Raw genomic sequence first — 12,506 nt, 5'->3', positions numbered from 1 at the left:
GTACGGATTGCACACTGCCCTTGTCAGTGTCGGGCCGAGGTCATAGTGTGACCCAGGCAACATAATGTTTGATCAAATGTAAGATCCACGCAAGTTGTCAGCTCAACAGTTGTCAGCGCAAAAGAGGGGATCCGGTCGTTGACTGCACAGCTCGGCACAGACACCGGTCGGCAGACGCCGGCCGCGCAGCCGTACCTGGCGCGCCGCCAGAACTGGACCAACCAACTCGCTCGGCATGCGCTGATGCAGCCGGACAAAACGGCGTTGAGGTTCCTCGGTCGCACCACGACGTGGGCTGAGTTGGAGCGACGGGTCACCGCGTTCGCAGGTGCCCTGGACCGTCGGGGCGTGCGGGTCGGCGACCGCGTGATGATCCTGATGCTCAACCGCACCGAGTTCATCGAAGCCATGCTGGCCGCGAACCTGCTCGGTGCCATCGCCGTTCCCGTCAACTTCCGGCTCACGCCACCGGAGATCGGCTTCCTGGTCCAGGACTGCGACGCCCGCGTCGTCGTCACGGAACCGGTACTGGCCGGGGTGGCCACTGCGGTCCGCGCACTCACCCCGACGCTGGACACCGTCATCGTCGCGGGAGACGCCCAGGGAAATGCGGAAGACGGCGTTCTCGGATATGAGCACCTCGTCGCCGAAGGGGTCGCCGAGGACGGAATGACGGTTGAGCCTGCTGACGTCTCCAACGACAGCCCGGCGCTGATCATGTACACCTCGGGCACCACCGGCCGCCCCAAAGGCGCGGTGCTCACCCACACCAACCTGACCGGCCAGACCATGACCGGGTTCTACACCCATGGTGCCGACATCAACCACGACGTCGGCTTCATCGGGGTTCCGCTGTTCCACATCGCCGGCATCGGCAACATGCTGTCCGGGCTCACCCTCGGGGTCCCGACGGTCATCCATCCGCTCGGAGCGTTTGATCCGGGCCAGCTGCTCGACGTACTGGCAGCGGAGAAGGTCACCGGAATCTTCCTGGTGCCCGCCCAGTGGCAGGCGGTTTGCGCCGCGCAGCAGGCCAAACCTCGGGAGCTCGTACTGCGGCTGTTGTCCTGGGGCGCCGCGCCGGCGTCGGACACCCTGCTGCGCAGCATGTCCGAGACCTTTCCCGGCACCCAGATCCTCGCCGCGTTCGGCCAGACCGAGATGTCGCCGGTGACCTGCATGTTGTTGGGCGAGGATGCCCTGCGCAAGCTCGGTTCGGTGGGCAAGGTCATCCCCACCGTGGCGGCTCGGGTGGTCGACGAGAACATGAACGACGTCCCGGTCGGCGATGTCGGTGAGATCGTGTACCGGGCGCCGACCCTGATGGCCGGATACTGGAACAATCCGGAAGCCACCCAAGAGGCCTTCGCAGGAGGCTGGTTCCACTCCGGGGACCTCGTGCGGATGGACGCCGAGGGCTACGTCTGGGTGGTCGACCGCAAGAAGGACATGATCATCTCCGGCGGGGAGAACATTTACTGCGCCGAGGTGGAGAACGTCCTGGCCGCCCACCCCAAGATCGTCGAAGTCGCAGTGATCGGCCGGGCCCACGAGCGTTGGGGAGAGGTTCCGGTTGCCGTCGTCGCGGTGTCGGAGGAGAGCCTGCGACTTGAGGATCTCGATGAATTCCTCAGTGAGCGGTTGGCGCGCTACAAGCACCCCAAGGGCCTCGAGATTGTCGACGCGCTGCCGCGCAATCCCGCCGGCAAAGTTCTCAAAACGGAGTTGCGGACTCGATTCAGCGCGCCTGGAGAACGTGATTCCCAACGTGGAACTCCCTCGGCGACAACAGATTCCGGCTAGCGCCCCAGTGTTTGACACAGGCGCAAAATTTGCAGAGTCGGCGGTGAAGGGTTAATCGTGCGGATGCGGTGCACGACCGTCGCAACATCGGGTACATTCCTGTGGTCCAGCTTATTACTGATGAGTAAGGAGATGGGCGTCACACATTGTGGGTCGGGTCAAGGAGGACGCGTGCGAGACGGCCGGCCGTTGCACCGCAGCAGATCGGGTGTCATCCCCGGGGTGCCCGCATGACCGCATCGACGGGTGGGTTGTCCGGCTACGTGCGTAACCAGCTACAGGGACCGCTGGAGCTCGTCGGCGGCTTCTTCCGGATGTGTGTCCTCACCGGCAAGGCGCTGACACGGCCGTTCGAATGGCGCGAGTTCATCCTGCAGAGCTGGTTCCTGATGCGGGTCGCCTTCCTGCCGACCGTCGCGGTCTCGGTGCCGCTGACCGTCCTGATCATCTTCACCCTCAACATCCTGCTGGCCGAGTTCGGCGCGGCCGACGTCTCCGGCGCGGGCGCCGCGCTCGGTGCAGTCACCCAGCTCGGACCCCTGGTCACGGTGCTCGTCGTCGCCGGCGCCGGATCCACCGCGATCTGCGCCGATCTGGGCGCCCGGACCATTCGTGAAGAGATCGACGCCCTCGAGGTGCTCGGTATCGACCCCATCCACCGGCTGGTCCTGCCCCGGGTGGTGGCATCGACGTTCGTCGCGTTCCTGCTCAACGGTGCCGTCATCACCATCGGTCTGGTCGGTGGGTTCATCTTCGGTGTCTACATCCAGAACGTCTCCGCCGGCGCGTACCTCTCGACGCTGACCCTGGTCACCGGTCTGCCCGAGGTCGTGATCTCCGTCGTCAAGGCGCTGACCTTCGGCCTGATCGCCGGGCTGGTCGGTTGCTACCGCGGACTGACCGTCTCCGGCGGCGCCAAAGGCGTCGGTACCGCCGTGAACGAGACGCTCGTGCTCTGCATCGTCGCGTTGTTCGCCGTCAACGTGGTGCTCACGACCATCGGTGTTCGATTCGGAACGGGGCACTGATATGTCCACATCCCAGGTCATCCGCAGCCGGTTCCCCCGGCTCTACTCGAGTGCAGGCAATGTCGTCACCGGCCCCGGCCGGTTCCTGGACAGCGTCGGCAAGGTCGCCTGGTTCGTCGTCACCGCGGTCGGTTCGATCGGCCATGCGCTGCGGTTTTACCGGCGGGAGATCCTGCGGCTGATCGCCGAGATCGGGATGGGGACCGGCGCCATGGCCGTCATCGGCGGCACGGTCGCCATCGTCGGGTTCGTGACCCTCTCCGGTGGCTCGCTGATCGCGATCCAGGGTTTCGCCTCGCTGGGCAATATCGGGGTGGAAGCTTTCACCGGCTTCTTCGCCGCGCTGGTCAACGTCCGGATCGCGGCGCCGGTGGTCGCCGGTCAGGCACTGGCAGCCACCGTCGGCGCGGGCGCCACCGCCGAACTGGGTGCCATGCGGATCAGTGAGGAGATCGACGCGCTGGAAGTGATGGGTATCAAGTCGATTTCGTATCTGGTGTCGACGCGCATCCTGGCCGGCTTCGTGGTCATCATCCCGCTCTACGCGATGGCCATCATCATGAGTTTCCTGTCCGCCCAGATCACCACGACGTTCTTCTACGGCCAGTCGCTGGGCACCTATGACCACTACTTCCGCACGTTCCTGCGGGCCGACGATGTCATGTGGTCGTTCGTCCAGGCCATCATCATCTCGGTCATCGTGATGCTGAACCACTGCTACTACGGCTACAACGCCGGCGGCGGTCCGGTGGGCGTCGGTGAGGCCGTCGGCCGCTCGATGCGGGCCTCGCTGGTGCTGATCGTCGTGGTGGTCCTGCTCGCCTCGTTGGCGCTCTACGGCGTCAACCCGAACTTCAACCTGACGGTGTAGCGCCATGAATACTCCGTCTACCCAGCAGGGACACGCGCTGCCGCAGAACGAGCAGCGGACACCGCCGTACAAGCTGGCCGGCCTGGTGTTGCTGCTGGTCGCCGTAGTGGTGCTGGTGCTCGTGTCCATCCAGTTCCGTGGCGGCTTCACCCCGACCACCAAGCTCACTCTGGTCTCCGACCGAGCCGGCCTGGTGATGGACCCGGGGTCGAAGGTGACGTTCAACGGCGTGGAGATCGGTCGCGTGGCCTCCGTCGTGCCCATCGAACGCAACAACACCACCAAGGCCCAGCTGGCCCTGGACGTCGATCCCCGCTACATCAAGCTCATTCCGGCGAATGTCGAGGCCAACATCCAGGCGACGACGGTGTTCGGCAACAAATATGTGTCGTTCACCTCGCCGGCCAACCCGGTCGCCGCCCGGATCTCGCCGGCCGATGTCATCGACGTCTCCGGTGTGACCACGGAGTTCAACACGCTCTTCGAGACGATCACGTCGATCTCCGAACAGGTCGACCCGGTCAAACTGAACCTGACGTTGTCGGCGACCGCGACGGCGCTGACCGGGCTGGGCACCAAGTTCGGCCAGTCGATCGTCAACGGCAACGCCGTGCTGGACGACATAAACCCGCAGATGCCCCAGATCCGTTACGACATACAGCGATTGTCAGATCTGGCCGACGTCTACACGAAAGCCTCGCCCGATCTGTTCGACTCGTTGAACAACGCGGTCACCACGGCGCGCACGCTCAACCAGCAGCAGGGGAATCTCGATGCGGCGCTGCTGGCCGCGGTCGGCTTCGGTAACACCGGCGGCGATATCTTCGAGCGCGGCGGCCCGTACCTGACCAGGGGTGCGAAGGACCTCGTGACCACTTCCAGGACGTTGGACCAGTACAGCCCATCGATATTCTGCACCGTCCGCAACTACGCGTTGACCATCCCCTCGGCATCGGCAGCCCTTGGCGGCAACGGGTATTCGTTGAACACCGTCACCTCATTCCTGGGCGCCGAGAACCCTTACGTCTACCCTGACAACCTGCCGAGGGTGAACGCCAAGGGCGGCCCCGGCGGAGCGCCGGGCTGCTGGCAGCCGATCACCAGAGATTTCTGGCCGGCGCCATACCTGGTGATGGACACCGGTGCCTCGATCGCCCCCTACAACCACTTCGAACTGGGCCAGCCGATTCTCACCGAGTACGTGTGGGGCCGCCAGGGCGGGGAGAACACGATCAACCCATGAAAATCACCGGTACAGCGATCAAGCTCGGCGCCTTCTCGTTGGTGCTGCTGCTCTTCACGGCGATCATCATCGTGGTCTTCGGCCAGTTCCGTTTCGACCGAACCAACAGCTACTCGGCCGAATTCAGCAATGCCAGCGGACTGCGCGCCGGGCAGTTCGTCCGCGCTTCGGGTGTCGAGATCGGCAAGGTCTCCAAGGTCAGTCTCGTCGACGGCGGACAGCGCGTCCGGATCGATTTCAACGTCGACCGGACGCTGCCGCTCTTCCAGTCGACCACCGCCCAGATCCGCTACCAGGATCTGATCGGCAACCGCTACCTGGAACTGCAGCGCGGCGACGGCGAGGGCGCCGACCGGGTGCTGCCGCCCGGTGGGTTCATCCCGTTGTCTCGAACCCAACCCGCACTGGATCTCGATGCCCTCATCGGTGGCTTCAAACCCCTCTTCAAGGCGCTGGATCCGGCCAAGGTCAACAACATCGCCTCGTCGATCATCACTGTGTTCCAAGGCCAGGGTGGCACCATCAACGACATCCTCGACCAGACCGCGGAGCTGACCTCGGCGCTGGCCGACCGCGATCAGGCGATCGGCGAGGTGATCACCAATCTGAATACCGTGCTGGCCACGACCGTCAAGCACCAGAAGGACTTCGACCAGACGGTGAACAACTTCGAGGTACTCATCACCGGGCTCAAGAACCGGGCCGATCCGCTGGCCGACGCCACGGCGAACATCAGCAATGCCGCAGGCACTTTGGGCGATCTGCTGGCCGATGACCGCCCGCTACTCAAAGACACCTTCAGCAAGTTGGAGACCGTCCAACAGCCGCTGGTGGATCAGCAGGCCGAGGTCGACCAGCTGCTGACCAAACTGCCGAATGCGCTCAAGGCCATCGGCCGCGCGGGCGGTATCTACGGCGACTTCTTCAACTTCTATCTCTGCGACCTGAATCTGAAGCTCAACGGTCTGCAGCCGGGCGGACCCGTCCGCACCGTGCGGGTGTTCCAGCAGCCCACGGGTAGGTGCACGCCGCAATGAGAAGCATCGAGGGTTCGAATCGGGTCAGGAACGGCATCGTCGGTATCCTGATTGTGGTGCTGGTGATCGGTGTCGGGCAGAGTTTCGCCAGCGTGCCGATGTTGTTCGCACAGCCGAAGTACTACGGCCTGTTCACTGATTCCGGCGGTCTCAACCCCGGTGACAAGGTGCGGATCGCCGGTGTCGACGTGGGTGACATTCAGTCTCTCGAAATCCAAGGCGACCACATCCTGATGGGATTCTCCTTGGGCGGCAACCAGATTGGCACCGACAGCCGATTGGCGATCCGGACCGACACCATCCTGGGTAAGAAGGTGCTCGAGGTCGATCCCCGTGGTACGCAGACCCTGCGGGCCAGCGGGGTGCTACCCATCGGGCAGAGCACCACGCCGTACCAGATCTACGACGCGTTCTTCGATGTCACCAAGGCCGCGGGTGGCTGGGACATCGACACCGTCAAGCGTTCGCTGAACGTGCTGTCGGAGACCGTCGACCAGACCTACCCGCATTTGAGTGCGGCCCTGGACGGGGTGGCCCGGTTCTCCGACACCATCGGCAAGCGCGACGAACAGTTCAAGCAACTGCTGGCCAACGCCAACAAGATCGCGACCGTACTCGGTGACCGCGGCCCCCAGATCAACGAGCTGCTGGTGAACGCGAAGACACTGCTGGCCGCTGTGAACGATCGGGGCCGGGCGATCGACTATCTGTTGGAGAACATTTCGCAGGTGTCCACCCAGTTTCAGGGTCTGGTCAACGACAACCCCAACCTCAACCACGTCCTCGAGCAGCTGCGAACGGTCAGCGATCTGCTGGTCAAGCACAAGTACGACCTGTCCGACGTGCTGGTGTCGCTGAGCAAGTTTGCCGGGTCGCTGGCCGAGGCGGTCGGATCCGGACCGTACTTCAAGGTGCTGATCGTCAACCTGTTGCCGGGTCAGGTGCTGCAGCCTTTCATCGATGCTGCGTTCAAGAACCGTGGTATCGACCCGGAGGAGTTCTGGCGCAATGCGGGCCTGCCCGCCTACCATTTCCCGGACCCCAACGCGCAGCGTCCGGACAACGGCGCGCCGCCGCCCGCACCGCAGGTGCTCGAAGGCACACCGGAGTACCCGGAGCAGGGTGTGCCGAAGGGTTCGCCGTGCTCGTATACGCCACCGGCAGACGGCATTCCGAGTCCGGCCGACCCGCTGCCCTGCGCAAAGCTGACCGAGGGCCCGTTCGGCGACAACCCGTACGGCCCGAACTACGGACCGCCCAATGTCGCCACCTCGGCGCCTAATCCGAACGGGCCACCGCCGGGACCCGCCGTGCCCGCGGCAGCCATTCCCGGCGAGCCGGCACCCGACGCCCCAGGGGTCGCGGTACCGCTGGCCCCCGGTCCGCCGGGCGCGCGTACCGTCCCGGTGGGCCCGCCGCCCGGCCCCGCTCCAGCGCCCATCGCTACGCCACCGGTACCACTTCAGGACGGCGCGCCGCCGCCTGGCCCCGGTCAGCAGCTGTCGCCGAATTCGGTTGCGCCACTGCCGGGTAACCCGCCGTTCGTCGTGCCGTCGATCGCACCCACTGACACTGGAGGGAACTGACCGGTGTCCACCATCTTCAACGTCCGCAATATGCAACTGCCGAAGGTCTCCAGGACCGCAGTGATCATCGGCACCGTTGTGATCGTGCTCGGGCTCGTCGGTGCTGTCGCCGGCTGGCAGCTCTACAAGAAGTTGACCACCACCACCGTCGTCGCCGAATTCCCGCAGGCGCTGGCGCTTTACCCCGGGGACAAGGTCCAGATCATGGGCGTCAAGGTCGGTCAGATCGACAAGATCGAACCCGCGGGCGACCGGATGCGGGTGACGTTCCATTACGAGAGCAAGTACAAAGTGCCGGCCAACGCCACGGCGTCGATCCTCAACCCGAGCCTGGTGGCGTCCCGCGCGATCCAGCTCAGCCCGCCCTACACCGGCGGACCGGTGCTGCAGAACAACGCCGTGATCGGGTTGGACCACACCCAGGTGCCGGTGGAGTGGGACGACCTGCGCAACCAGATCACCGATATCGTCAGCCAACTCGGCCCGACCAAGGACCAGCCCAAGGGCCCGTTCGGCGATGTCATCGAATCCTTCGCCGACGGCCTGGCCGGTAAGGGTAAAGAGATCAACACCACCCTGACGGCGCTGTCGGATGCGGTCACCGCGCTCAACGAGGGACGCGGAGATTTCTTTGCCGTCGCCAAGAGCCTGGCCTTGTTCGTCAATGCGCTGCACCAGAGCGATCAGCAGTTCGTCGAGTTGAACAGCAACCTCGCCGATTTCACCTCGAAGTTCAACAACAGCGACCAGGAAGTGGCGACGGCGCTCAAGCAGATCGACGGATTGCTCACCACCGCACACAAATTCATCAACGACAACGGGTCGGTTCTGGCCAAGGACGTCAACAACCTCGCCGAGGCGACGAACGCCATCCTGCAACCGGAGCCGCGCAACGGCCTGGAGACGGTGTTCCACGTCTTCCCCAACCTGGGTGCCAATGCGGCCAATATCTACTCGCCGGCGCACGGCGCACTGGTTGCCATTCCGACGGTCGCCAGCTTCGCCAACCCGATGCAGTTCATCTGCAGCTCGATCCAGGCCGGGAGCCGGCTCGGTTACCAGGATTCCGCTGAGCTCTGCGCGCAGTACCTGGCGCCGATCCTGGACGCGATCAAGTTCAACTTTCCGCCGTTCGGTGCGAACATGTTCTCCACCGCCGCTGTGCTGCCGAAGGAGGTGGGCTACTCCGAGGCACGCCTGCAGCCGCCGTCGGGGTACAAGGACACCACGGTGCCCGGAATCTGGTCACGGGACACACTTTTCAGCCACGGCAACCACGAGCCGGGCTGGGTGGTCGCACCGGGTATGCAGGGCGTGCAGGTGCAGGCCTTCACCCAGAACATGCTGACGCCCGACTCGCTCGCCGAATTGATGGGTGGCCCTGACATCGCCTCGATTCCGCCCGGCGGACCGCCCGGTGGCGCGGCGCCGAACTCCTATTCCGACACCAATCCACTGCCGCCGCCGTGGTACCCGCAGCCAGGACCGCCGCCGGCGCCAGGACCCGATGTGATCCCCGGGCCCGCCCCGGTCTCCGCTCAGGTTCCGGGCTCGGGTGCGGCACCCGCAGGTGCGCCGGCTCCCGCTCCCGGCGGACCCCCGCTACCGGCTGAGGTAGGCGGACAGTGATGCGCGCGATGACAGTGAGCCGACGCGTGCTGTGGCGCGGCCTGGTGCTGCTGGTCACGGCGATGGTGCTGGCCTCCTGCGGTTGGCAGGGGATCGCCAACGTCCCCCTGCCTGCCGGCCCCGGCACCAGCGCCAACCGTATGGTGGTCTACGTCCAGATGCCGGATACGTTGGCGCTCAACGTCAACAGCAAGGTTCGAGTGGCCGATGTTTTCGTGGGATCGGTTCGTGCGATCACGCTGAAGAACTGGGTCGCCACGCTGACACTGGACATCGACTCCGGAATCACGCTGCCGCAGAACGCATTGGCCCGGATCGGGCAGACCAGCCTGCTCGGTACTCAGCACGTCGAGCTGTCCGCGCCGCCTGATCCGTCGCCGCAGCCACTCAAGAGCGGGGATACCATCCCGCTGAAGAACTCGACGTCGTATCCGACCACCGAGCGCACGCTGGCCGGCATTTCGACGGTGCTCAACGGCGGCGGCATCTCGAACCTCGAGGTGATCCAGACCGAGGTCAACAACATCCTCGACGGTAACGCCGTCCCGATCCGCGACTTCCTCGGGAAGCTCGACCTGTTCACCCAACAGCTCAATGCCCAGCGGGATGACCTGACGCGCGCGATCGATTCGACCAACGAATTGCTGAAGATCGTCGCGGCCCGCAATGACACCCTGGACCGGGTGCTCACCGAATTCCCGCCACTGATCAAGCATTTCGCTGACCAGCGGAATCTGTTCGCCGACGCCGTGACGGCGCTTGGCCGCTTCAGCAAGGCCACCAACGACACACTGTCGCAGGCGCGCGGCGACATCGACACCAACCTGAAGCTGTTGCAGCGGCCGCTCACCCAGCTGGGTAGGTCGTCGCCCTATCTGGTCCAGGCGCTCAAGCTGATGCTGACCGCTCCGTACCCGATCGACAACATTCAGAAGGTGATTCGTGGTGACTACATCAACACCTCGGCGACCTTCGACCTCACCCTCAGCTCGGTCGACAACGCGTTCCTGACCGGTACCGGTTTCTCGGGCATGCTGCGGGCCCTGGAGCAGTCGTGGGGTCGCGATCCCAGCACGATGATCCCGGACGTGCGGTTTACCCCGAACCCGAACTCGGTCGAGGGTGGTCCACTGGTGGAGAGGAGTGAGGGGTGATCAACCCATGCTGACTCGTCTCGTCCGTATCCAGTTGGTGCTGTTCGCGGTGTTGACCGTTATCGCCCTTGCCGTGCTGGGCGTCTACTACCTGCGGTTGCCGAGCATGGTGGGCATCGGTCAGTACACGCTGACCGCGGACCTCCCGGCGTCCGGCGGGCTGTACGCCACCGCCAACGTGACGTACCGCGGGATCACGATCGGCAAGGTGACCGCCGTCGAGCCCACCGAGCGTGGCGCCAAGGCGACGATGAGCATCTCCGACTCCTTCAAGATCCCTGTCGATGCCGTCGCCAACGTGCACTCGGTGTCGGCGATCGGTGAGCAGTACCTCGATCTGGTGTCCAGCGGGAACCCCGGCCAGTACTTCGCGCCGGGCCAGACCGTCACCAGGGGCACGGTGCCACGGGAGATCGGTCCCGCGCTCGATGCCGCCAACAACGGCCTCGCGGCGCTGCCGAAGGAGAAGATCGCCGGCTTGCTTGACGAGACATCGCAGGCCGTCGGCGGGATCGGCCCGGCGCTGCAGCGATTGGTCGACGGTACCCAGGCGATCGTCGGTGACTTCAAGACCAATATCAACGACGTCAACGACATCATCAACAATTCGGCGCCGATCATCGACAGCCAGGTGAACTCCGGTGACGCCATCCACCGTTGGGCGGCGAACCTGAACAGCATCACCGCACAGGCCGCCGCACAGGACCAGGCGCTGCGCAGCGGGCTGACCCAGGCTGCGCCGACCGCTCAGGCGGTGACGGCGGTGTTCAGCGATGTCCAGGATGCGCTGCCGCAGACGCTGGCGAACCTGGAGATCGTCTTCGACATGCTCAAGCGCTATAACAAAGGCCTCGAGCAGACACTCGTACTGCTGCCGCAGGGTGCGGCCATCGCACAGACGGTCGCCGCACCGTTCAAGAACGCGGCCGTCCTGGATTTTGCTTTGACGATCAACCAGCCGCCGCCGTGTCTGACCGGGTTCCTGCCTGCCAGCCAATGGCGGTCCCCGGCTGATACCAGCGCGGCTCCGCTGCCGAATGGCCTGTACTGCAAGATCCCCAAAGACACCCCGTCAAACGTGGTGCGCGGTGCGCGCAACTATCCGTGTGTCGACGTGCCCGGCAAGACCGCGGCGACCCCGCAGGATTGCCGAAGCGATCAACCGTACGTTCCACTGGGGACCAACCCCTGGTTCGGCGACCCGAACCAGATACTGAATTGCCCGGCACCGGGAGCGCGTTGCGATCAGCCGGTGCACCCGGGCCTGGTGGTACCCGCACCCACGATCGACACCGGAAACAACCCGCTGCCCGCGGATCGGTTACCGGTCCCACCTGCACCGATCAGCGACCCGCTCACGGCGCCGGGCAACGGCTCGGTGCAGTGCAGCGGCCAGCAGCCCAATCCGTGCATCTACACTCCGGCTCCAGGTACCGCTGCGACCTACAACCCGTCCAGCGGCCAGGTTGTCGGCCCCGACGGGGTCAAGTACAACCTCAGTAATTCGACGAGCACAGGAGACGACGGATGGAAGGAGATGCTGGCTCCGGCCAGCTAGACCCGACCCCGACAGTCGTCAACGAGACCGACGACATCACCACTACCGAAGAGGACAGCACCGCCGAGCCCGGTCCCGCGGGGCGCGGCCGGTCACGACTTGCCAGTCGTGGGTGGGTGGTCGGGATCTGCGCGACCCTGCTGGTGCTCGCCGCCGGCACGGCGGCGAGCGGCTACTTCGCGCTGCGCAGCCATCACGACAGCTCGGCCATCGCACGTGCCGACGAGGCTGCGATGGCGGCGGCCAAGGATTGCGTCACCGCGACCCAGGCGCCGGACACCTCGGCGATGGAGGCCAGCCAGCGCAAGATCATCGATTGTTCGACAGGCGACTTCAGGGTTCAGGCCACGCTGTACACCGGGATGCTCGTCGATGCCTACCAGGTCGCCAATGCCCAGGTCCAGGTTTCGGATATGCGGGCGGCCGTGGAGCGGCACAACGGCGACGGCTCGATCGACGTCCTGGTCGCCCTGCGGGTGGCCCTGTCGAACGCGACGGTCCAGAATCAGGACACCGGCTATCGACTGAGGGTGACGATGGCGCCGGACGACGGAACCTACAAGATCGCCAAGCTCGACCAGGTGACGAAGTGACAGC

Annotated in this window: 10 protein-coding genes; all 10 read left to right on the top strand. The window is 64.9% G+C overall.

The window, feature by feature from the left end:
- The first annotated feature begins 129 nt into the window (after nt 1-129).
- The 10 genes from fadD5 (at nt 130) to H7J73_RS06840 (ending at nt 12,502) form a co-directional block, all read left to right on the top strand.
- The gene (gene fadD5 / locus H7J73_RS06885) at nt 130-1,803 is read left to right on the top strand and encodes a fatty-acid--CoA ligase FadD5 (protein WP_435405441.1); all 1,674 of its coding nucleotides are present in this window, start codon (nt 130-132) and stop codon (nt 1,801-1,803) included.
- Between the two features lie 230 nt (nt 1,804-2,033).
- Complete coding sequence (locus tag H7J73_RS06880; RefSeq protein ID WP_264066539.1) at nt 2,034-2,831, top strand: MlaE family ABC transporter permease; 798 nt, start codon at nt 2,034-2,036, stop codon at nt 2,829-2,831.
- A gap of 1 nt (nt 2,832) precedes the next feature.
- Nucleotides 2,833-3,702, top strand: coding sequence for an MlaE family ABC transporter permease (locus tag H7J73_RS06875; protein WP_264066538.1), 870 nt, complete (start codon nt 2,833-2,835; stop codon nt 3,700-3,702).
- Between the two features lie 4 nt (nt 3,703-3,706).
- Nucleotides 3,707-4,945 (top strand): MCE family protein, encoded by a 1,239-nt coding sequence (locus H7J73_RS06870; RefSeq protein WP_264066536.1) that lies wholly within the window; start codon nt 3,707-3,709, stop codon nt 4,943-4,945.
- Complete coding sequence (locus H7J73_RS06865; protein WP_264066535.1) at nt 4,942-5,982, top strand: virulence factor Mce family protein; 1,041 nt, start codon at nt 4,942-4,944, stop codon at nt 5,980-5,982. Before H7J73_RS06870 ends, H7J73_RS06865 begins: the two co-directional genes overlap by 4 nt.
- Nucleotides 5,979-7,568 (top strand): virulence factor Mce family protein, encoded by a 1,590-nt coding sequence (locus H7J73_RS06860; RefSeq protein ID WP_264066534.1) that lies wholly within the window; start codon nt 5,979-5,981, stop codon nt 7,566-7,568. The genes H7J73_RS06865 and H7J73_RS06860 overlap by 4 nt, the downstream gene beginning before the upstream one ends.
- A 3-nt stretch (nt 7,569-7,571) precedes the next feature.
- A complete protein-coding gene (locus tag H7J73_RS06855) occupies nt 7,572-9,197 on the top strand; it encodes a virulence factor Mce family protein (RefSeq protein WP_264066532.1) in 1,626 nt (541 codons plus the stop codon).
- An 8-nt stretch (nt 9,198-9,205) separates the two neighbouring features.
- The gene (locus tag H7J73_RS06850; protein WP_435405435.1) at nt 9,206-10,351 is read left to right on the top strand and encodes a virulence factor Mce family protein; all 1,146 of its coding nucleotides are present in this window, start codon (nt 9,206-9,208) and stop codon (nt 10,349-10,351) included.
- A 7-nt stretch (nt 10,352-10,358) separates the two neighbouring features.
- Nucleotides 10,359-11,909: an MCE family protein gene (locus tag H7J73_RS06845; RefSeq protein WP_264066530.1), complete on the top strand. Its 1,551-nt coding sequence runs from the start codon at nt 10,359-10,361 to the stop codon at nt 11,907-11,909.
- Nucleotides 11,879-12,502 (top strand): Rv1363c family protein, encoded by a 624-nt coding sequence (locus H7J73_RS06840; protein WP_264066529.1) that lies wholly within the window; start codon nt 11,879-11,881, stop codon nt 12,500-12,502. The genes H7J73_RS06845 and H7J73_RS06840 overlap by 31 nt, the downstream gene beginning before the upstream one ends.
- Nucleotides 12,503-12,506 lie beyond the last annotated feature (4 nt).

Origin of the sequence: Mycolicibacterium komossense, assembly GCF_025822605.1 — a bacterium.
Lineage (GTDB): Bacteria > Actinomycetota > Actinomycetes > Mycobacteriales > Mycobacteriaceae > Mycobacterium > Mycobacterium komossense.
The sequence above is the reverse complement of the archived record's forward strand: the minus strand, read 5'-3'. Positions and strand labels throughout refer to the sequence as shown.

Bases quoted from the DNA above. Each gene is read 5' to 3' on its own strand.
- H7J73_RS06840 (WP_264066529.1), top strand. From the start codon at position 11,879: ATGGAAGGAGATGCTGGCTCCGGCCAGCTAGACCCGACCCCGACAGTC.
- H7J73_RS06860 (WP_264066534.1), top strand. From the start codon at position 5,979: ATGAGAAGCATCGAGGGTTCGAATCGGGTCAGGAACGGCATCGTCGGT.
- H7J73_RS06845 (WP_264066530.1), top strand. From the start codon at position 10,359: ATGCTGACTCGTCTCGTCCGTATCCAGTTGGTGCTGTTCGCGGTGTTG.
- H7J73_RS06850 (WP_435405435.1), top strand. From the start codon at position 9,206: ATGACAGTGAGCCGACGCGTGCTGTGGCGCGGCCTGGTGCTGCTGGTC.
- H7J73_RS06880 (WP_264066539.1), top strand. From the start codon at position 2,034: ATGACCGCATCGACGGGTGGGTTGTCCGGCTACGTGCGTAACCAGCTA.
- H7J73_RS06865 (WP_264066535.1), top strand. From the start codon at position 4,942: ATGAAAATCACCGGTACAGCGATCAAGCTCGGCGCCTTCTCGTTGGTG.
- H7J73_RS06870 (WP_264066536.1), top strand. From the start codon at position 3,707: ATGAATACTCCGTCTACCCAGCAGGGACACGCGCTGCCGCAGAACGAG.
- H7J73_RS06875 (WP_264066538.1), top strand. From the start codon at position 2,833: ATGTCCACATCCCAGGTCATCCGCAGCCGGTTCCCCCGGCTCTACTCG.